The organism is Corallococcus exiguus (assembly GCF_009909105.1).
Lineage (GTDB): Bacteria > Myxococcota > Myxococcia > Myxococcales > Myxococcaceae > Corallococcus > Corallococcus exiguus.
The window spans coordinates 47,016-65,530 of record NZ_JAAAPK010000010.1; the positions used below are offsets into that span (position 1 = coordinate 47,016).

The 18,515-nt window shown below is 69.3% G+C and carries 19 protein-coding genes; 9 read left to right on the plus strand and 10 right to left on the minus strand.

The window, feature by feature from the left end:
- Nucleotides 1–450: 450 nt before the first annotated feature.
- Nucleotides 451–1,137: a response regulator transcription factor FruA gene (gene fruA / locus GTZ93_RS31095; RefSeq protein WP_043321786.1), complete on the plus strand. Its 687-nt coding sequence runs from the start codon at nt 451–453 to the stop codon at nt 1,135–1,137.
- Nucleotides 1,138–1,198: 61 nt separating this feature from the next.
- Here the strand turns inward: fruA and GTZ93_RS31100 are convergent, their stop codons facing one another.
- The gene (locus GTZ93_RS31100) at nt 1,199–1,426 is read right to left on the minus strand and encodes an MbtH family protein (protein WP_014397734.1); all 228 of its coding nucleotides are present in this window, start codon (nt 1,424–1,426) and stop codon (nt 1,199–1,201) included.
- A gap of 189 nt (nt 1,427–1,615) precedes the next feature.
- On the opposite strand from GTZ93_RS31100, the gene GTZ93_RS31105 reads away from it, so the two are divergent.
- Entirely contained in the window at nt 1,616–2,623 is a 1,008-nt protein-coding gene (locus GTZ93_RS31105; protein ID WP_139920442.1) for an Lnb N-terminal periplasmic domain-containing protein, read from the plus strand.
- Here the strand turns inward: GTZ93_RS31105 and GTZ93_RS31110 are convergent, their stop codons facing one another.
- Entirely contained in the window at nt 2,624–3,370 is a 747-nt protein-coding gene (locus tag GTZ93_RS31110; RefSeq protein ID WP_167548519.1) for a hypothetical protein, read from the minus strand. It lies immediately after the preceding gene.
- Nucleotides 3,371–3,473: 103 nt separating this feature from the next.
- Between GTZ93_RS31110 and GTZ93_RS31115 the strand changes: the two genes are divergently transcribed.
- Nucleotides 3,474–4,061, plus strand: coding sequence for a YdeI/OmpD-associated family protein (locus GTZ93_RS31115; protein WP_139920446.1), 588 nt, complete (start codon nt 3,474–3,476; stop codon nt 4,059–4,061).
- A gap of 15 nt (nt 4,062–4,076) precedes the next feature.
- Here GTZ93_RS31115 and GTZ93_RS31120 read toward each other — a convergent pair whose 3' ends face one another.
- Nucleotides 4,077–4,394 (minus strand): hypothetical protein, encoded by a 318-nt coding sequence (locus tag GTZ93_RS31120; RefSeq protein WP_139920448.1) that lies wholly within the window; start codon nt 4,392–4,394, stop codon nt 4,077–4,079.
- Between the two features lie 79 nt (nt 4,395–4,473).
- Here GTZ93_RS31120 and GTZ93_RS31125 point away from each other — a divergent pair, with 79 nt between their 5' ends.
- Both GTZ93_RS31125 and GTZ93_RS31130 read left to right on the plus strand, forming a co-directional pair.
- On the plus strand, nt 4,474–4,974 hold the full coding sequence (locus GTZ93_RS31125) for an NUDIX hydrolase (RefSeq protein WP_139920450.1): 501 nt from the start codon (nt 4,474–4,476) through the stop codon (nt 4,972–4,974).
- Nucleotides 4,975–5,056: 82 nt separating this feature from the next.
- Complete coding sequence (locus GTZ93_RS31130; RefSeq protein ID WP_257979355.1) at nt 5,057–5,473, plus strand: DoxX family protein; 417 nt, start codon at nt 5,057–5,059, stop codon at nt 5,471–5,473.
- A gap of 43 nt (nt 5,474–5,516) precedes the next feature.
- Here the strand turns inward: GTZ93_RS31130 and GTZ93_RS31135 are convergent, their stop codons facing one another.
- Nucleotides 5,517–6,413: a cyclic nucleotide-binding domain-containing protein gene (locus tag GTZ93_RS31135; RefSeq protein WP_139920452.1), complete on the minus strand. Its 897-nt coding sequence runs from the start codon at nt 6,411–6,413 to the stop codon at nt 5,517–5,519.
- 213 nt (nt 6,414–6,626) lie between these two features.
- Here GTZ93_RS31135 and GTZ93_RS31140 point away from each other — a divergent pair, with 213 nt between their 5' ends.
- A complete protein-coding gene (locus GTZ93_RS31140; protein ID WP_139920454.1) occupies nt 6,627–7,622 on the plus strand; it encodes a TIR domain-containing protein in 996 nt (331 codons plus the stop codon).
- A gap of 13 nt (nt 7,623–7,635) precedes the next feature.
- Here GTZ93_RS31140 and GTZ93_RS31145 read toward each other — a convergent pair whose 3' ends face one another.
- The 5 genes from GTZ93_RS31145 to dacB form a co-directional block, all read right to left on the minus strand.
- A complete protein-coding gene (locus GTZ93_RS31145; RefSeq protein ID WP_139920456.1) occupies nt 7,636–8,805 on the minus strand; it encodes a right-handed parallel beta-helix repeat-containing protein in 1,170 nt (389 codons plus the stop codon).
- Nucleotides 8,806–8,957: 152 nt separating this feature from the next.
- Nucleotides 8,958–10,052: an alanine racemase gene (locus tag GTZ93_RS31150; RefSeq protein WP_180946125.1), complete on the minus strand. Its 1,095-nt coding sequence runs from the start codon at nt 10,050–10,052 to the stop codon at nt 8,958–8,960.
- Nucleotides 10,053–10,108: 56 nt separating this feature from the next.
- Nucleotides 10,109–10,531, minus strand: a complete 423-nt coding sequence (locus GTZ93_RS31155; protein WP_139920458.1) for a hypothetical protein — start codon at nt 10,529–10,531, stop codon at nt 10,109–10,111.
- A 90-nt stretch (nt 10,532–10,621) separates the two neighbouring features.
- Nucleotides 10,622–12,802 (minus strand): prolyl oligopeptidase family serine peptidase, encoded by a 2,181-nt coding sequence (locus GTZ93_RS31160; RefSeq protein WP_139920460.1) that lies wholly within the window; start codon nt 12,800–12,802, stop codon nt 10,622–10,624.
- Between the two features lie 37 nt (nt 12,803–12,839).
- Nucleotides 12,840–14,327: a D-alanyl-D-alanine carboxypeptidase/D-alanyl-D-alanine endopeptidase gene (dacB, locus tag GTZ93_RS31165; protein WP_161663165.1), complete on the minus strand. Its 1,488-nt coding sequence runs from the start codon at nt 14,325–14,327 to the stop codon at nt 12,840–12,842.
- Between the two features lie 190 nt (nt 14,328–14,517).
- Between dacB and rdgC the strand changes: the two genes are divergently transcribed.
- The 3 genes from rdgC to GTZ93_RS31180 all read left to right on the plus strand — a co-directional run bounded on the left by rdgC (nt 14,518) and on the right by GTZ93_RS31180 (nt 16,824).
- Nucleotides 14,518–15,168, plus strand: a complete 651-nt coding sequence (gene rdgC, locus GTZ93_RS31170) for a recombination-associated protein RdgC (protein WP_120578242.1) — start codon at nt 14,518–14,520, stop codon at nt 15,166–15,168.
- Nucleotides 15,155–15,844, plus strand: a complete 690-nt coding sequence (locus tag GTZ93_RS31175; protein ID WP_139919567.1) for a hypothetical protein — start codon at nt 15,155–15,157, stop codon at nt 15,842–15,844. Before rdgC ends, GTZ93_RS31175 begins: the two co-directional genes overlap by 14 nt.
- A 107-nt stretch (nt 15,845–15,951) precedes the next feature.
- Nucleotides 15,952–16,824 (plus strand): SGNH/GDSL hydrolase family protein, encoded by an 873-nt coding sequence (locus GTZ93_RS31180; RefSeq protein ID WP_139919568.1) that lies wholly within the window; start codon nt 15,952–15,954, stop codon nt 16,822–16,824.
- Between the two features lie 36 nt (nt 16,825–16,860).
- Here GTZ93_RS31180 and GTZ93_RS31185 read toward each other — a convergent pair whose 3' ends face one another.
- Nucleotides 16,861–18,474, minus strand: coding sequence for an alkaline phosphatase family protein (locus tag GTZ93_RS31185; RefSeq protein WP_120578244.1), 1,614 nt, complete (start codon nt 18,472–18,474; stop codon nt 16,861–16,863).
- Between the last annotated feature and the right edge of the window lie 41 nt (nt 18,475–18,515).

The window sequence follows — 18,515 nt, forward strand, 5'->3', positions numbered from 1 at the left end:
AGGACGCGCCATCCGCGCGCATGCGGGCGTCCCTGCCCGGGCATTGGACGAAACACCGAGTAAAACATCCGAATGTGGACGCGGAACGTGTGTCCCTGAGGCGACAGCGATCACGACCTGACGGACGAGGCCCTGGATTTCCATGCGTTCCGTGCGCAATTGACAGTCCTGCGCGGGTCCGTTCGCATGAGGCCTTGGATGATGTTAGGGTCTCGGTTGGCTGGATTTGCTTGAAACGAAAAAGGAGGTTCGGCCCGAACGGGCCAGTTCGGCAGTCGCAGGCGCAGTCCGCAGGGCAGCAGTGACAGGACCCCCGGATGGAGTTGAAGCGCGGTTCTCGCACGCTCAGCACAGGCGGAAGTTCCGCCGCGGTTCCACCGACTCCGGGGCAGGTTGAAGTCGACAGGTAGCATTGAATGCAATTCGCCACGACGGCTGGGGGGCCATCGCATGGCAGCGAATCAATCGGCAGTTCGTATTTCAATTCTCGAAGGACCGTGGGCGGCCTGGCAGGGCCTGTCCGATGGGCTTCGGGGTGAGGGTCATTCCACTTCGGTGACGCGCGACGTGCGCGGCTTCCTGGATGGGCTCGGCACGGATCCACCTCAGGTGGCCATCCTCGACGTGGAGAGCGACGGCGAAGCCGCCATCGGATGCTCCGTGACGGAGGGGCTCAACCTCTTGCGAGAGGCCCGCAAGCGCCGGCTGGAAGTGCGCATGCTGCTCTTGTCCGCGGTGAGCACGCCGGAGGTCATCTCCCAGTGCTTCGACGAGGGAGCCTCCGGGTATCTCTTCCGCGCGGGGCTGGGCGTGAACGCGGTGTCCTCCGCGGTGCAGTCGCTGGTGCGGGGCGAGCGCCTCTTCCCGGTGCAACTGCTGCGCAACGACTTCGAGCATCCGCCGGTGACATCACCCACGGCGAGCGTCTTGTTGCTGCTCACGCAGCGCGAGCGCGAGGTGCTGCAGTACGTGGCGGGCGGGGCGGACAACCTGAAGATCGCCGCGCACCTTCAAATCGCCGAGCGCACCGTGAAGTCACACGTCACGCAGCTCTACCGCAAGCTGGGCGCGGAGAACCGCACCCAGCTTGCCCTGCGCGCCTGCCACCTGGGCGTCAGGCCTCCGCCGGACCTCTAACGGGGCCGGCCCACCCTCCCCGTTGAAGCGGGGAGGGCGCGGTGGGAAGCGCACGCGGCCTTCAGTTCTTGTTGCGGGCTGCGTCCTCTTCCATCTTCTTGCGGAGGCTCAGGGGACGCATGTCCGTCCAGACCTCCTTGATGTACTCCAGGCACTCGGCCTTCAGGCCCTGCTTGCCGGCGTCCTTCCAGCCCAGCGCGTTCTCACGGTCCGCGGGCCAGATGGAGTACTGCTCTTCGTGGTTGACGACGACCTTGTAAACGGTCGTGTCTTCGCGTTCGTCGCTCATGGGGTGTGACTCCTGGAAGCTGGGGACCCCCCTTTCGTCGCACACCCGGGGAAAAGCGGTCAAGGTAGGCGGTTGCGACAAATCCCGGTCCTTCCTGGGAGGGCGGATCCGCGCCCGGCCGCCCGCCGGGGCTGCACCCACAATACGCGTCCGTGACACGAGCGACGTGGGGCGCGGATACTCGGCCGCATGCGCATCTGGAAGAACGCCGTGTCGGGGCTCGTGCTCCTCATGGGGGGCGTCTGGGCCTCGCTGGCCCTGGTCCTGACGGGGACGGGAACGGAGGGACCGCACGTGGCCCGGGGCCTCGTCGCGGTGGCCCTGGTGGCCCTGGCGGTGGCGGCCTGGCGGCGGCGTTCGCGGCGCTGGAGCGTGGCGGTGATGCTGTTGGGTTGTCTGTCCGTGTACGGGTGGGTGCGGACGTTCCAGCCCTCCAACTCGCGGGATTGGGCGCCGGACCTGGTGCGGGCGCCGTGGGCGGAGGTGGCCGGGACGCAGGTGACGCTGCACGACGTGCGCGACTTCCGCTACCGCAGCACCACGGACTGGGACCCCGCCTGGTACACGGCCACCTACGACACGGCCGCGCTCACGGACGCGTCGTTCATCGTGGAGCCGTTCTCCGGCTTCTACGGCGCCGCGCACACGATGGTGAGCTTCGGCTTCCAGGACGGCCGCCACGTGGTGTTCTCCGTGGAGGTGCGGCGCGAGCAGGGCGAGACCTTCTCCGCGCTGGGCGGCCTGTTCCGCCGTTTTGAAATCACCTACGTCGTGGGTGACGAGCGGGACCTGGTGCAGCTGCGCTCCAACTTCCGCCATGACGACGTTTATGTGTATCCGGTGAACGCGTCGAAGGAGCGCATCACCGCGTTCTTCATGGACATGGTGCAGCGGATGAACGGGCTGCACACGCAGCCGGAGTTCTACGACACGCTCACCAGCAACTGCACCACCAACCTGGTGCATCACTTCGAGAAGGTGGCCACGAAGAACGTGCCGTATGACCACCGCACGCTGATGCCGGCGTTCTCGGATGCGCTCGCGTACGAGCTGGGCATCATCGACACGGACGCGCCGCTGGAGCAGGTCCGCCAGCGCTACCACATCAACGCGCGAGCGCTGGCCGCGCAGGGGCGGGACGACTTCTCCGCCCGCATCCGCGCGCCGCTGGAGACCGCCGCCGCGCCCGCGCCGTGATCAGGTCCCCGTCGCGGCCCGGGGCTCCTCGGGTATGCGGTCGCGCTTCAGGTGCTTGTCGTAGTGAGCCTCCAGCGCGGTGAAGTAGCCACGCTCCTCCCACAGTTCCTGGATGAGCAGGTCCGTGAGCGACCTCACCTCCGCGTTCTCGGTCTTCGGGTCGGGCACGCGAGGGCCGCGCTTCGGATCCAGGAAGACGCGCGTGGCCTCGGCCAGCAGCACCCGGCTGCTGCGGAAGATGCGGCGCAGCGCCTGGTTGACGGGCCGGGCGTCCATCTCCGAGCAGGCGGCGATGATGGCGGCCTGCACCACGCTGGGCGCATCTGTCTGGAGTGAGGCCGCGTCCAGGTCGCCTCGCTCCAGCGCGTGGTGCAGCAGGTAGCCATGGTGGAGGCATGCGCTCGTCAGGTCGACGCAGTCCTTCACCCAGAGGACGAAGAAGACCTTGCGGAACACCTTGCGCACGGGGAAGAGCGCCACGGCCTTGAGATAGGACACCAGCCGTCCGCCCAGACTGCGCGCGTCGTATGAGCCGGCGAGCACCGCCACGGCCTTGTCTGGCGCCTTCAGGCCCCGCTCCTTGAGTTGGTCTCGCACGGACTGCTCGCGCACCTGACGCAGGGCGTAGTCGTCCAGGAAGGGCACGGGGATGAGCGGGGTGAGCCCGGCTGCCACGGCGTGGAAGGCCACGCGGGCGAGCGAGGGCGGCACGGCGTTCGGCGGAGGAGCGTGGGGGGTTTCAGCCATGGCGTGTTTCATAACCGCTTCCGTCCGGGCTGCCTTCCGCCGATAGAGTGGGATTGTCAGGAACCCGGCGCGAGGCGCGGGACAGGGAAAGGCGTTGCACCGCATGAAGGCGAAGGCGAAGCAGGAGCTCCCCGTCGTGCCCTTCGCGTCCGAGAAGGCGTGGGAGAAGTGGCTGGAGAAGAACCACGTCGACGCGCCGGGCGTCTGGGTGAAGCTCGCCAAGTTCGAGTCCGGTATCCCGTCCGTGACGTATGCGCAGGCGCTGGAGGTGGCGCTCTGCTACGGCTGGATTGATGGGCAGAAGGGCGCGTTCGACGCGGAGTACTGGCTCCAGCGCTTCACGCCGCGCAAGCCGCGCAGCAAGTGGTCGAAGATCAACTGCGGCAAGGTGGAGGCCCTGGTCGCCTCCGGGCGCATGAAGCCCGCGGGCCTGCGCGAGGTGGAGTCCGCGCGCGCGGATGGCCGCTGGGAGGCGGCGTACGCGGGGCAGAGGACCATGGAGGTGCCGGAGGACCTGACGCTCGCGCTGGAGAAGAACCCGAAGGCGAAGGCGGCCTTCGCCGCGCTCAAGGGCGCCAACCGCTTCGCCATCCTCTTCCGGCTCCACGACGCGAAGAAGCCGGAGACGCGCGTGCGCAGGATTGAGAAGTTCGTCGCGATGCTGGAGGCCGGGGAGCTGATCCACGGCTGAGTTCGCGACGGCCTGCTACGGCAGGATGCGCTGCAGGAGCGCTCCGCCCGCCTGGAGGAGCGCGCTGCCCGTGATGAGGTGCGCGCGGGTCTCGCCGCTCATCAGCGACGCCGCCATGCTCACCCCCAGCGGCTGCTGCCGGAAGAACGCGGTTTCGCGCATCGAGAACTCCCAGATGTTGGAGGCCGTCGCGGGCCGGTTGAGCGGCTCGCGGTTCGCCTCGTAGAAGTCGCCCACCTGGCCCGCGGCGGCCTCGCGCCCGGCGGCCTGACCCGCGCGTGCCTGCTGCTGCATCTGTTGGAGCAGGGCGGGCGCCATCTGGGATGGGCCCATGCCCTCCACGTTGACACGGACTCTCCGTCCGGGTCGCGCGGACGCCGTGGCCTCGCCGCGTCCGGATACCATCGTCCGCATGAGCACCCCGATCGATCCCCTCATGCGCGTGGCCTACCGTGGCGCGTATCACCTGGCGCTCGCGTGGTGGTTCGTGCGTCGTCCGCGCACGGAGGGCACGCTCGTGGGGGTGTGGCGGGGGCGTGAGGTGCTGCTCCTGCAGAACTCCTACAAGCAGGCCTTCTCGTTGCCGGGCGGCGGCAGGAACCGCGGCGAATCTCCGGAAGAGACGGGCGCGCGGGAGCTGCGCGAGGAGGTGGGCCTGCAAGTGCCGGCATCGAGTCTGCGCGTCGTGTGCGAGCTGCATCACAGGGACGAGTTCAAGCGGGACTCGTGTCACTTCGTCGAGATGGAGCTCGATACAGAGCCCCGGCTCGTGCTCGACCAGCGCGAGGTGGTGTGGGCCCGGTGGATCGACGTGGAGACCGCGCTGCGCTTGCCGCTGATGCCCGTGGTGCGCGCCTACCTGGAGGACGCCGCGCGGCGGCGGGGACTCGTGCCCTCTTGCCCGTCCCCCTAGCGAGAAGGCGGGCTCACCCCTGGATTGCACCCTTCACTTCGCCACCTCACCTTCCAACGATTGGAATTGAACTGGAGCGGAGGTGACCGTGCTGCAGGAAGCCAGGACAACGCCTTTGCAGAACGTGGGGCGTGGGGTGCTGGGCTCGTTCATGGTCGGCGCCGGCACGGGCCATCTCTCCTTCGCGCGAGGGCCCTTCCAGGCGCAGGTGCCGGACTGGGTTCCCATGGACAAGGACCTCGTCGTCCTGCTCTCCGGCGTGGCCGAAATCGGCCTCGGGCTGTCCCTGCTCTTCGACAAGCGCCACCGGATTCCCCTGGGGCTGGGACTGGCGGCCTTCTTCGCGGCGGTCTTCCCCGGCAACCTGCATCAGTACGACAAGCGCCTCTCCGCGTTCGGCCTGGATACGGACCGGAAGCGCCTGGTCCGGCTGTTCTTCCAGCCCGTGCTGATGGCCTGGGCGCTGTGGTCCACCGGTGCCCGAAAGGCATTGCGGTAGAACCCAGCGCTTCATCATGTCTGGGATTGCGCGGGACGGCGGACTACTTTGTTTCGCCCATGACTTCGATGGTGTGCTTGAGCCGCTCCAGGCCCAGGCGCACCAGGGCGCCGCGCAGGTCGGGCTGGCCCAGGAAGGCCTTCTTGAACACGTCGCGCTCCAGCTTGAGCAGCGTGCAGGGCGTCACGGTGCGCACGGTGGCGGTGGCCAGCCGGCTGCGCAGCAGGGAGATCTCCCCGAACAGGGCGCCTTCCTCCAGCTTGGGATAGGCGGACTGGCGGCCGTCGCTGTGCGTGTGGAAGACCTCGCACTGGCCCCGGAGGAGGACGTAGAGCGCGTCACCCGGCTGGCCCCGGGTGAGCAGCGTCTCTCCCGCGGGGACGGTGCAGGGGACAAAGGCATCTCCCAGCTCATGCTGCACTTCAGGTGGCAGGGCGGCGATGAGCGGGTTGCTGCGCAGCGCGTCCGCGAGCAGGCGCTCCCGGGCGGCGACCTGCATCTGTTCCCCCTTCACGCCGTAATCCTTGCCCAGCTCCCGGACGCCAGCCTGGGTGAGCTCCAGCAGCACGGCGTCCTCCACCGTCACGATGGTGGCGGTCCGCTGCGTGCCGGTGAGCAGCGCCAGCTCCCCGAAGAACTCGCCGGCCCCCATGCGGCCGACCTCCGTGTTGCCGCCGTGGTCGCCGCCGCGAAGCACCGCGACGCGGCCCTCCAGCACCACGAACATCGAGTGCCCCGGGTCGCCCTCGCGCACCACCACCTGGCCCGCGGGCAGGTAGCGTGTGCAGACGGGCGGCGGCGCGGGGGCGCCTTCCGTCTCCGCCGAGGCGCTGGTCGCCGCCGAGGGTGCCGCGGCGGCTGCGGGCGTCTGTCCGGCTTCCGGGGCCGGGGCGGACGGGTGGGCGGACAGCAGGGCCTGCAGGCGCGCGAACAGGGACATGGTTCGCAAATGCTACCGGCCCGCCCGGGCGGAAACTGTGAAGCGCTTCACAGGCAGCGCGGAGGCGGCCTGAAAGAGAGCCAGGCGGGCAGGAGGCGTCATTGAGCAGGGATTGACGGGCGTTCGCCACGTCTGGGTTCATCCCACCTGACGCGGCGGGACGGACGCCGGGGATGGCGTGGGCGGACCGGGACGCCCTACAGTCCCGGGCTCATGGGAGACACGCTGGACGTCGTGGTGGACCTGGGGGATGTGGGCGAGACGGCCGCGGATGCCGTGCTGCTGAAGTACGCGCAGGGCTTCCACGGGGCGGACGGCGCGGTGGCGCGCCGGCTGGAGGGGGCGGGCGTGGCCATGGACGCCTTCGACCTGCTCCCCGGGGACCACCGCTTCATCGAGTCGCGCCGGAGCCTGGGCGCCCCGTGGGTGCTCTTCGTGGGCACGGTGCGGCTGCGGCAGTTCGGCTACCACGAGATCCGCCAGTTCTCCGTGCGCGCGCTCCAGCTGCTGGAGCCCCGGCAGGAGGTGCGTCACCTCGCGTGCACGGTGCACGGCCCCAACTACGGCCTGGACGAGGACGAGGCCGTGCTGGCCCTGGTGGGCGGCTTCGTGGACGCGTTCCAGCGCGGCAGTGGTCCCCGCGACCTGGAGCGCATCACGGTGGTGGAGCTGAACCCCAAGCGCGTGGAGCGGCTGCGCAAGGCGATGGCGTTGGGGCTGGGGCTCACGCCGGGCGTGGAGCCGCTGATGGGGGCCACGGGCTTCCGCGTGCGGCGGACGTCCCGCTTCGTCCAGGCGCCGCCCATGGCTTCCGCGGGAGCGAACTCCCACGAGAAGCCCCATGCCTTCGTGGCGATGCCCTTCGCGCAGGAGCTGGAGGACACCTACCACTACGGCATCCTGAACCCCGTGAAGGCGGCGGGGCTCCTGTGCGAGCGGGTGGACCAGGCCGTCTTCGACGGGCCCATCATCCAGCGCATCCGGGACCGCATCGACACCGCGAAGGTCGTCATCGCGGACCTGTCATTGGCGAACCCCAATGTCTATCTGGAGGTGGGCTATGCCTGGGGACGCGGCAAGCCCACCCTGCTGCTGGTGCGCGACGTGAAGGAATTGCGCTTCGACGTGTCCAGCTACCGGTGTCTTGTCTACCGGAACATCCGGCACCTGGAGGAGCTGCTGACGCAGGAGCTGAGGCGCATCGGTTGAGTGCGCGGCCCGGTCAGTAGGGGGCGCAGAGAATGCCTTCGCAGTTGCCCGCGCCGTTGTCCCGCGCGACGTTGCCACCGCCGTCAAAGGCGGTGGGCGCGTGGATGCCCCAGCCCGTGTTGCCCAGGGCCACGTTGCCAATCACCGTGGGCGTGCTGAGCGGCAGGACGCGCAGGCCATCACCGTCGTTGCGCAGGAACTGGTTGGCGCGAACGATGCCGATGAGCGGAAGGCTCTGGATGGGAGAGTTGCCCAGGGTCAGCCCGCTGCCCGCGTTGTCCCAGAAGGTGTTGCCTTGGACATAGACCGTCCTCGCGGTGACTGCGAGGCCATTGTCATTGCCCACGGCCAGGTTGTTGATCATGTCGAACTGGATCAGATTCCAGACAGGCGCCGTCGCGGGTGCGAACGACGCGTTGTCCGCGATGAGTGAATCCTCGAAGCGGAGCGCGCCGCAGATCTCGCGGCCCCCAATGATCGGAGCCGTGGTGGCCACGGCCTCGTTTCGCGCGAAGGTGCTCGACCGGATGCGAGCACCGCCGGCGAAGCAGTAGACGCCGAGCCCGTTCGCCGTGAAGGTCGAATCGAGGACGTCGGCCGAGTGGGAATCCAGGAAGATCACGAGGAGATTGTTCTCGAAATGGCTCGACCTCACGTCGAACGTCCCAGTGGCCTGGTCGATTTCACTGCCAAACCCGAGGCTATTGCCAATGAAGCGGGAGTGGGTGACGAGGAAGTAGTTGCCAAGGAAGTTGTAGACCGCGGCGCCGTTGTCCACGAACGTGAGTTCATGCAGCCGCAGATAGGCTGCACCGACGGTCTCCACACCGATAGCGAAGCCGCGAATCGTGCCGTTGCGCACCATGCTGTTGCTGCTGACCACGATGCCCAGGGTGTCTCGCTGGACCGGACTCGAGCGGCTCACAGTGTGACCGCCCAGGTCCAGGACGATGCCTTCACCCTCGATGCGGAGCGCGGGCTCGTCCGTCCCCGGGCAGGAGAGGTCATGGGTGAGCTTCGTGTGCTGGGTGATGACGTCGCCGCACTGGACGTCGCATTCGACAGGCTTTGCTTGCTGGAGCCGGGCATCGAGCGCCGCCCTGTCCTCCGCGAGCGCCGGGGGTGCTCCCAGGGACAGTCCCGCGATGGCGATTGTGACGAAGAAGCCCTTTGCCTTGTGCATGCCGCCTCCCATCCGGAAGTCCTTCCGGCGATTGGCTCAATGCTAGACAAGGGGGAGTGGCTGGGTTCCTGCCTGCCAGTGGCAGCAGAGCAGCCAGAAGCCGACGGCCAGGAGGCACGACGGGGCGGGACAGGCAGGCGCCAGGGGAGGGGTCACCAGCCGCGCGCGGCGACCTCCCACGTGGCCACATGCGTGTCACCCCGCACGACGTGCAGCCGCGCATGCTGCGGGACGGAAACACAGACATGGTTGGGCACCACGCGCACCCGTTCGCCAATGCGTGGGCGCCACGTCGTGCCGGACACGTCCAGCAGGCCGTGCTCCTCCGACAGGTTCTTCACCACGACCTCCGGCCGGTCCAGCAGGACGCCATAGCCCGGCGCCAGCCCTTCCTCCTTCACCAGCGCCTTGGCCCCCGCGTCGATGACCACCTGTCCCGGCACGGCCGTGCTCACCACGGTGGCCAGGACGGAGTATGCGCACTCCGTCCAATCACAGGCACCGATGACCGCGGCGTTGCGGTCGTTGAGCACGTTGAGGCCGGGACGGATCTCCGTGAGGCCCTTCACGGTATGGGATTGCCAGAGCGTCGGCGTGGAGCCGCCACTGACCACCTCCGGCGGCAGACCCGCGCTTTCCAGTGCGTCCACGAACGTCGCGACCGCATCGGACTGGGACTGCATCACCGCGGGCAGCTCCGCCTGGGGGACGCGGATGTGGCCCGCGTAGAAGGTCAGCCCGCGAAAGGCCACCCCAGACGTGGACGCCGCCGCGCGCGCCAGGGCCAAGGCTTCGTCCGGCGAGCGCAACCCCACGCGGCGCATGCCCAGGTCCACCTCCACGAGCACGCCCACGGTGCGCCCCGCATCCCGCGCCGCGCGCGCCAGCCCCTCCAGCACCTCCAGGGAGTCGAGCGCCACGGTGAGTCGCACGCGCGAGGGCAGGGCCATCAGCCGTGCCAGCTTGCGCGCACCCACCGGCGGATACGCGAGCAGCACGTCGTCGGACACGGCCGCCATGACCTCGGCTTCCAGGAGGGTGGCCACCGTGACGCCAGAGGCTCCCGCCGCGACCTGCATCGCGCCCAGTTCCTCGGTCTTGTGCGTCTTCGTATGGGGGCGCCAGCGCAGGCCATGCTCGCGGGCATAGGCCGCGACGCGCTGGAGGTTCCGCTCCACGCGGTCCAGGTCCACGAGCGGCGCGGGCGTGTCGAGCGAGTCGAGGAAGGTCGAGGACATGCGGCGCATGCTGGCACCGCGCTCCTCGACCCGTCATCCGAATCCCTGGACTTGCGTTCGCGAGGCTACGCCACCGGGTCGAAGCTCACCGTGGGCCGCTGCCAGCTCCAGCCGCCGCCCTTCAGCGCCTCCGTCGCCTGCGCATCCAGCACGCGCAGCGCCGCGAGCACCTCCGCGGGGGGCCGGGGGGCTCCGGGCGCGCTCTCCACCTCGAAGCGCGGCGGAATGGTGCTGGCGTCCTGGCCGCCCAGCACCACGCGGATGCGGCAGTTCTGCGGGGACAGCTCCGTCTCCCCGGACCAGGACACGTCCTGGACGACGAGGTCCACCGCGCCCAGCACCTTCTGCCCCTTCAGCCGCGTCACCACCGCGTCCAGCGAGCCCTTCGCGCGCGCGTTCCGCTTCTTTCCAAGACGGGTCAGCGTCCACCACGCGAGGCCGCCCGCGACCACGGGCGAGAGGATGAAGTAGGGGATGAGCGGGCTCATGGGGCGGGAGGCTGCCACGAAACCCGAAAGAAGAAACGCCCGTCTTCCGAGCCGCAAGGACTCGGAGGACGGGCGCAGGCAGAAGCCCGGCTACTGCGGCGCGGGCGCGGCGACCTTCTTCGTCGCGTTGGGCTTGTACGTCATGCCCAGCTCGTTGAAGACGAAGGAGTAGACGTCCACCTCCTCCTCGATGCGCGAGGACAGCGGCGTGCCCATGCCGTGGCCCGTCTCCGCGTCGGCGCGCAGCAGGATGGGCTTGGGGGACGCCGTGGCCGCCTGCATCCGGGCCACCATCTTGCGCGAGTGGAACGGATCCACGCGCGGGTCATTGGCGCCAGAGGTGAAGAGCACCGACGGGTACTTCGTCCCGTCCTTCACGCGGTGCACCGGCGAATAGCCATACAGCGCCTTGAACTGCTCCGGGTCCTTCACCGAGCCGTACTCGGTCACGTTGAACTGGCCGTTGGGCGTCAGCTCCGTGCGCAGCATGTCGTAGATGCCCACGCGCGCCACCACCGCGCCGTACTGCTCAGGGTGCTGCGTCAGCGCCGCGCCCATCAGCAGGCCGCCGTTGCTGCCGCCCTGGATGGCCAGCTTCTTCGGCTGCGTGTACTTCTGGTCCACCAGCAGCTTCGCGCACGCGTAGAAGTCGTCGAACACGTTCTGCTTGTTCGTGAGCGAGCCGGCCTTGTGCCACTCCTCACCGAACTCCGAGCCGCCGCGCAGGTTCGCCACCGCGAACACGCCGCCCTGCTCCAGCCACATGCCCGTCAGCGGGCTGTAGCCCGGGTTGATGGACACGTTGAAGCCGCCGTAGCCGGTGAGCCACGTGGGGTTGTTCCCGTTCAGCTTCGTGCCCTTCTTCTTCAGGATGGAGAGCGGCACCTTCGTGCCGTCCTTGGACGTGGCCTCCGTGCGCACCACCTCCACGTCGCTCATGTCGATGGGCGCCGTGCGCGCCATCGCCGTCTTCGTCACCTTGCTGTCCGCCGCCGTGAAGCGGAACCACGCGGCCGGCTGGGTGAAGCTGCCGTTGACGATGAGCAGGTCGTCCGCGCCCTGGCGCACCAGGCCGCCCACGAACGACACCGGCAGCGTGGACACCAGCCCCAGCTCCTTGCCCGTCAGGTCCACCATGCGCAGCTGCGACGGACCGCCCAGCTGCTCCAGCAGGTACAGGCGGCTCTTCGTCGGCACCACGGCCTGCACTGTCGCCTTGCCCTCGGGGACGACCACGGTGGCCTTGTCCAGCGTGGGCGTGGCCAGCGGCAGGCGCAGCACCTTGCCCTTCGACGCGTCCTTGCGGCTGAGCAGGTACGCCGCGCCGTCGCTGCCGAAGCGCGCCGACACCACCTTGTCCGCGTACTTCGCCACCTGCGTCCACGTGCCCTTGGGGCCGTGCAGGTACAGGTCGAACTCGCCGCCGTCGCCGTTGGCCACGCGCGCGAAGGTGTACTGACCGTCGTCGCTGGACTCCAGGTCCGTCATCGCGATGCGCGGGAAGTCCTTGCCCAGCGCGTACGTGTCCTTCTCCGTGGGCGTGCCCAGCGTGTGGAAGTACACCTGCTGGTACACCTCGCGGTCCACGGGCGGGCGCTCCTCGCCGCGCGGGTAGCGCGTGTAGAAGAAGCCCGTGCCCTGCGCGTTCCACGCGAGGCTGCCGCCCGCCGTGCCGCCGTTGACGCGCGGAACCAGCTCGTTGGCCATCGCCTTCGCCGTGGCCACGTCCCACACGGACACGTCACCGCTCTCCGTGCCGCCCTTGGACATGGAGACGGCGACCTTCTTGCCGTCGTGCGACAGCTGGAACCAGTCGATGGTCGTCTTGCCGGACGTGTCCACCTGCGTGGGGTCCACCAGCACGCGCTCCTTCGACGTGTCGTCCAGCGAGCCCACCACGATGAGCGTGGGCTGCTGCTTGGGCGGCTGGAACTTCAGCCCCAGCAGCGTGCCGCCCTGTTCGTCCAGGGCGCCGTAGGAGGGCGACTTCCAGGACAGGAGCTCCGTGATGCGCTGGCGTAAGGGCTCACGGCCCGGGAGCTTGTCCAGGTACGTGCGCGTGTACGCGTTCTGCGTGTCCGTCCACTGCTGCACCTTCGGCTCCGTGGCGGACTCCATCCACTGGTAGGGGTCCGAAACGGCGGTGCCGTGGTAGGTCGTCTCCACGGGCTGCTTCTCCGCGGCGGCGGGCTTCGCGGGAGCCTTCCCCGCGGCTCCGGACACGAGCGGCAACAGCAGCGCTGCGGTCGTGACTGCGATTCTGGACTTCATGGTTCACCTCGCATGCGGGTGTTTCCCTGCGGGACGCTCATCGCAGGGGCAGCTCCACCAGGGCGGTGGAGAAGGTGTCGAAGGTCTCGTTGGCGTTGGGCTTGGTGCCCTCGTCCATGTTGCCGAGCATCAGCGCGAAGACGACGCGCGGGTGCTCCGTGTCGTTCGGCCGCTCCGCCACGCCCACGAAGCACTTCTGGCCCGTGAGCGTGCCCGTCTTCGCGCGGATGCGGCCCGCGGTGGACTGCGTCGTCTTGCGGCCCGCCAGCGTCCCGTCCACGCCCAGCACCGGCAGGCTGTCCACCAGCGCGGCGCCATACGGCTCCTGGAGACTGGTGAGCAGCACGCGCGCCATGCCCCGAGGCGACGCCAGGTTGTAGCGGGACAGGCCGCTGCCATCCACGGGACGCAGGTCCTTGGTGGGCACGCCCCGGCGCGCCAGCTCCGCCACCAGGGCCGTGCGCAGCGCGACGTAGCCCTCCTGGCCGGTGCGCTCGCGAGCGAAGCGCATGCCCAGCCGCTCCGCGTACAGGTTGAGGCTCTCCTTGTTCGTCACGCGCACCAGCTCCGACAGGGGCGGGCTGATCAACTCCACCAGCGGCGACGGCATGGGGGGCAGGGGCGGGGTGGGGGCTTCAAGGGACAGCGGCAGCCGCGTGATTCCGTGCCGAGCCAGCGCGTCGTCCACGCACGCGGCGAAGAGGGCTTCCGGCGCGTCCACGGACAGCTTCACCGCGGCGGCCTGGGGGCACGGCCCGCCGGTGGGCGAACGCCACGTGCAGCGCACTCCGCCGCCGCCGCGCACGCAGGCCAGGTTCGCGCGCTCGGCGTTGACGTCCACGTTCACCACCGCGGACAGCGTGGCGAAAGTGGGGGTCCACTGGACAGAAGGCGCGTCCGCGCAGGTGGCTCCGGGGGCTCGCGCCAGCGCCAGGTCCACCACGTTCTCGCGGAAGACGAAGGGCGTGGGCGCCGCGCTGTAGGCATAGGCCGCGTCATCCCAGGCCCAGCCCGGGCCCATGCCGCCGTCCATGCCGTCCGTGCCGGAGATGCGCACGTTGCCGCGCCACTGGTGGATGCCGCGCGCCTGGAAGGCCTCCGCCACGCGGTCGCACGCGAGCGCCGTCTCCGGGAAGCGCCACGAGCCCAGCGACGGGTCCCCGGACGCCTGCGCCACCACGTCGCCCAGGAACAGGCCTCCCGCCTGCGAGCCCTCCAGGAAGACCGGGGTGGTGAAGCGGAAGTCCGCTCCCAGCGCGGACAGCGCGGCGGAGGTGGACACCACCTTCATCGTGGACGCGGGCAACAGCCGCACGTTCTCTCGGTGGGTGAAGAGGGGCTCGCCGGTGCGTGCGTCCACCACGTACGCGCCCGCGAGCGCGCCGTCCGCCTCCAGGGTCTCCAGCAGGGCCCGGGTGACTCCGGGCAGCGTGTCGCGCGGGGCGCCGTCCGGCGTGGCGGCCGTGTGGGTGCAGGCGGACAGGAAGAGGGCAACGACGCTGGCGGAGAGGAGTGCGCGGCGCATGGCGGCGGCCACCGTATGTCGCGTGCCTGGGAGTGTCATGGATTCCCGCCAGCGGGGTGGGGCGGAGACGTGCACGGTTGGACGGAGCCCGGCCAAACGAATATCGGCGGGGGCTATTCCCGGCCCTTCGCGTCCAGCCACACCGAGTGCCTTGACGCGACGCCACGCGACCCCCATCCTGCCGCGCCCCATGCCTGTCCTACGTGGTGCAGTGACCTTTTCGCGCTTCCGGACCGAGCCGGCCAAGGATGCGCCGTCCGACGTCAAGCGCTGGATGACCAAGGGACTCAAGTCCCATGCGTTCGAGCCCATCGACCGCCGCTCCGAGGAGGAGCGCGCCGCTGGCTTTGTCGAGCTGGAGAACCCGGAGTCCTCCGAGTTCGCCACCGGCAACCTCTACTATGGCGAGTACGCCCTGTTCTCCTTTCGCATCGACACGCTGAAGGTGCCCGCGTCGATGATGAAGTCGGAGCTGGACAAGTGGTCCGCCGCCTTCGGCAAGGAGAACGGCCGGCCGCCCGCGCGCGCGGAGAAGAACAAGCAGCGCGCGGAGTTGAAGCAGCTCTTGCGTCAGCGCGCGGTGCCGCGCACCAGCACGCTGGACGTGACGTGGAACCTGAAGACGCACACGGTGCAGGTCTGGGCCGCGTCGCGAAAGACGGTGGATGAAATCTGCGTGGCGCTGGAAGGCGCCCTGGCGGTGAAGGTGATTGGCATCACGCCCGCGTCCATGGCGCAGCGCGCGGGCATCGACGAGAAGGCCCTGGGCCCCACGGCGGAGCTCATTGGCATGGACCTGCCGGCGACGGCTTCGGTGGAGGACACCCATGGCGAAGCGTGAGCAGGCGAGGGAAGAGGCGGCGTTCGCTCGGGGCGACGTGGGCGTGGATGGTGCCGCCACCGAGGAGGAGAAGGACGAAGCCGAAGTCGAAAAGGGCAAGGCCCGCGAACAGCTGCTGCGCGGCCGGGCCTACCTGGGCCGCGAGTTCATGACGTGGCTGCTGTGGCGCTCGGAGTCGGGCGACCCGCTGGTCGAGTACGCCGGCGCGGGCGTGGTGGTGCTCTACCTGGGCAAGGTGGTGCTGCGCGGCGTGGCGGGCGACGTCACGGAGATGAGCGCCAAGGGCACGCTGGCGCCGTATTCGGAGAACGTGCGCCACTCGCTGGACCGGGGCCTGCTGGTGTCCCAGGCGCGGCTGCGCATCTCGCACGGCGAGCGCGAATACGAAGTCACCCTCGATTCCGAGTTCCTGGACATCCGCGCCGCCAAGCTGCCCGCGCTCATGACGGAGGAAGAGGATGATCAGCTCTCCGAGCGTCTGGAGCTGACCGAGCAGCTCTCCGCCATCGTGGACGCGCTGGTGCAGGACTTCCTGGCCGTGCGTGCTGGCCGCGCCTGGAGCAAGCAGGTGGTGCCCGCGCTGAAGGCGTGGATGAAGGGCGAGGAGAAGGGGAGCGACCTGCTCTCCAAGGCCGCCCGCGCCAAGGGCCGTGACGCCCGCGCCGCCCGCGGCTGAAATATCCGGATTAAAACAAGCAAGAGCTGAAATTCATGTGAAAGCTCCGAGGCTGGTGACACACTGCGTAGCGTCGTGTGTCTCCACCACCTCGGAGCCTTCTCACCATGAAGTCAGCTTCCTTGTTGTTCGCGGCCGTCGCGGCCGTGCTTCTTCCGCTGCACGCGGGTGCGCAGAGCAGTGTCATCGCGTTCGGCGACAGCCTGAGTGACAACGGCACGTACAGCACCGCCACCAGCGGTCCGAACACGAACCCCTCCAGCCAGATTTCGGGACCGTGGGTGGAGCAGCTCGCGGAGCAGCTGGGCCTGACGCTGGTGGCGTCCGACGAGGGCGGGACGAACTACGCCCAGGGCGGCTCGGTGACGGCGGATATGACGAACCAGGTGAACGCCTACCTGCGGGCGCACCCGGTGGCGTCTCCCACGGCGCTCTACGTCCTGTGGGGCGGCGGCAATGACATCAACCACAAGGCGCAGGACAACCCGTTCGATTCCGCGGCCATCAAGGCCTCCGCCACCAAGGCCGCGTCGAACATCGACGGGCAGATCCGCAAGCTGGTGGCCGCGGGCGCGAAGTACGTCCTGTGGGTGAACATGCCGCCGCTGCACAGGACGCCCGTGGCGCTGGCCATTCCCTTCGGCCTGGGGACCACCGTGCTCTCGCCGCCCACCAACGAGTTCAACACGCGCTGGACGGCGGCGCTGACGAAGCTGCGTCAGGACTTCCCGACGGTGAAGTTCATCGGGATGAACGCCAATACGAAGTTCAACGCCATCATCGCGTCGCCGTCCTCGTATGGCCTGACGAACGTCACCGGCACGTGCAAGGGCAAGAACGTGGACCCGGACACGTACCTGTTCTGGGATTCGCTCCACCCGACCAGCTATGCCCACAGCATCTTCGCGGACTACGGCTACGACCTGGTCACGGCCGCGTACAGCACCAGCGCGGCGCTGAGCGCGGCTTCCAGCGACTGACGAATGCCGGGCTGGATGCGCTGGAGGACCCCACCTTCATTTCACCAGCGCCTCCACGCGAGGCTTGCCCTCCGCCGACGCGGGCATCCCCATCTCCAGCAGCGCGGACAGGGTCGGGGCCACGTCCACGGGGTTGATCTCCTCCAGGAACAGCCCCGGCTTCACGCCCTTGCCGGCGAACACCACCGGCACCTGCGTGTCGTACGAATACGGCGTGCCGTGGTTCGTGCCGCGCGGGTAGTCGCTGACGACCTGGAACGGCTTCGCCATGAACAGCACGTCGCCGCTGCGCACCGGGTAGTAGCCACGGCGCATCGCCGCCATGAGGCCCCCCTGGTCCGGCGCCGTGTCCAGGTCGTCCTTCGCCACCGCCCATACGGCATAGGGCTGCTTCGCCAGCCACACCGCCGCCGCGCGCCGCACCGCCACCGCGTCCACCTGGCCGGACTCCAGCGCCTTGCCGCCCAGGTACACGTCCAGCTCCAGCAGCTTCACCGTCACGTCCACGCCGAACTTCGCCTTCAGCTCCTGCGCCAGGCCCTTCGCCGCCTCCACCGGGTTGAGCCGCGCCGCCGGCACGCCCGCCTGCGCCCACGCCTCCGGAATCTCCGCGCCGCCGTGGTCCGCCGACAACGCGATGACCAGGTTCGCCTTGCCCCCCGCCGCGCGCTCGGCCGCGGCGATGAGCTCTCCCATCGCCACGTCCAACCGAAGCATCGTGTCCTGCATCTCCCACGAGTACGGCCCGAACGCGTGGAACACCGCGTCCGTGCCGCTGAAGCTCACCGCCAGGATGTCCGGCACGTCGTCCTTGCCCAGGCCCTCGCCCTCCAGCGCCGCCTTCGCCGCCTGCACCAGCAGGTCATGCGAGAACCCCGACACCGCGAACGCCCGGTACGACGCCGGCCCGGGCGCCTGGAGCCCGCCCTTGAGCTCATGCGGGAACACGCGGCCCATGCCGTATGCCTCCGGCTCCATGGGGCGGTCGTCCTCGCCTACGTACTCGGCGCGCGGACGCAACAGCTCCCACGTCTTGCTGAACGCCGCGTCCGGCATTTTGCGCGCGTTGAACGCCTGCATCCACGCGGGCTCCGCCTTCGCGTACCAGGTGCTCGTCACCATCCGGCCCGTCGACTCGTCGAACCACCAGGCCTGACCCTGGCGCCCGGCCAGCGGAATGGCCGCCCGCGACTTGTAGGACAGCGCCACCACCTTGCCCCGGCCCTGCGTGGACACGCGCAGCCGGTCCGCCAGCGTCTCCGCCATCAGGTTCACCGGGCTGGTGTCCGACCCTGGAGGCGTCTCCCCGTTCAGCACCGGATGCGTCGGGTCCGTGTAGACCTGGACCGCCTGGCCGGCCGCGCGGTCGTAGATGTCGTTGTCCACGATGCCGTGGCGCCAGGGGTTCGCGCCCGTGGCCAGCGTGGCGTGGCCCGGCGCCGTCCGGGCCTCCGCGTAGGCGTACCGGGCGTAGGGGTAGTAGGCGCCCGTGGAGAGCAGCCGGCCCAGGCCCCCTGTCAGGCGCGGACGGTTTCTCAGCAGGACGTCGCTGCCCATGGCGTCCACGCTGATGAACAGCGTGAGCTTCGGGGCCTTGGCGGAGGCGGGCAGGGCGAACAGGACAAGGAGGGCGGCAATCAGGCGCGACATGGTGCGGCAGCCTCTCCGGCCGGATGAACAGAAGCAACCAA

What these genes read in the sequence shown, in the direction of transcription:
- GTZ93_RS31125 (WP_139920450.1), top strand. Translation starts at nt 4,474, where the DNA reads ATGAGCACCCCGATCGATCCCCTCATGCGCGTGGCCTACCGTGGCGCG.
- GTZ93_RS31175 (WP_139919567.1), top strand. Translation starts at nt 15,155, where the DNA reads ATGGCGAAGCGTGAGCAGGCGAGGGAAGAGGCGGCGTTCGCTCGGGGC.
- GTZ93_RS31150 (WP_180946125.1), bottom strand. Translation starts at nt 10,052, where the DNA reads ATGCGCCGCATGTCCTCGACCTTCCTCGACTCGCTCGACACGCCCGCG.
- GTZ93_RS31100 (WP_014397734.1), bottom strand. Translation starts at nt 1,426, where the DNA reads ATGAGCGACGAACGCGAAGACACGACCGTTTACAAGGTCGTCGTCAAC.
- GTZ93_RS31185 (WP_120578244.1), bottom strand. Translation starts at nt 18,474, where the DNA reads ATGTCGCGCCTGATTGCCGCCCTCCTTGTCCTGTTCGCCCTGCCCGCC.
- GTZ93_RS31140 (WP_139920454.1), top strand. Translation starts at nt 6,627, where the DNA reads ATGGGAGACACGCTGGACGTCGTGGTGGACCTGGGGGATGTGGGCGAG.
- GTZ93_RS31155 (WP_139920458.1), bottom strand. Translation starts at nt 10,531, where the DNA reads ATGAGCCCGCTCATCCCCTACTTCATCCTCTCGCCCGTGGTCGCGGGC.
- GTZ93_RS31110 (WP_167548519.1), bottom strand. Translation starts at nt 3,370, where the DNA reads ATGGCTGAAACCCCCCACGCTCCTCCGCCGAACGCCGTGCCGCCCTCG.
- GTZ93_RS31180 (WP_139919568.1), top strand. Translation starts at nt 15,952, where the DNA reads ATGAAGTCAGCTTCCTTGTTGTTCGCGGCCGTCGCGGCCGTGCTTCTT.
- GTZ93_RS31105 (WP_139920442.1), top strand. Translation starts at nt 1,616, where the DNA reads ATGCGCATCTGGAAGAACGCCGTGTCGGGGCTCGTGCTCCTCATGGGG.
- rdgC (WP_120578242.1), top strand. Translation starts at nt 14,518, where the DNA reads ATGCCTGTCCTACGTGGTGCAGTGACCTTTTCGCGCTTCCGGACCGAG.
- GTZ93_RS31160 (WP_139920460.1), bottom strand. Translation starts at nt 12,802, where the DNA reads ATGAAGTCCAGAATCGCAGTCACGACCGCAGCGCTGCTGTTGCCGCTC.
- GTZ93_RS31115 (WP_139920446.1), top strand. Translation starts at nt 3,474, where the DNA reads ATGAAGGCGAAGGCGAAGCAGGAGCTCCCCGTCGTGCCCTTCGCGTCC.
- dacB (WP_161663165.1), bottom strand. Translation starts at nt 14,327, where the DNA reads ATGCGCCGCGCACTCCTCTCCGCCAGCGTCGTTGCCCTCTTCCTGTCC.
- fruA (WP_043321786.1), top strand. Translation starts at nt 451, where the DNA reads ATGGCAGCGAATCAATCGGCAGTTCGTATTTCAATTCTCGAAGGACCG.
- GTZ93_RS31145 (WP_139920456.1), bottom strand. Translation starts at nt 8,805, where the DNA reads ATGCACAAGGCAAAGGGCTTCTTCGTCACAATCGCCATCGCGGGACTG.
- GTZ93_RS31120 (WP_139920448.1), bottom strand. Translation starts at nt 4,394, where the DNA reads ATGGGCCCATCCCAGATGGCGCCCGCCCTGCTCCAACAGATGCAGCAG.
- GTZ93_RS31135 (WP_139920452.1), bottom strand. Translation starts at nt 6,413, where the DNA reads ATGTCCCTGTTCGCGCGCCTGCAGGCCCTGCTGTCCGCCCACCCGTCC.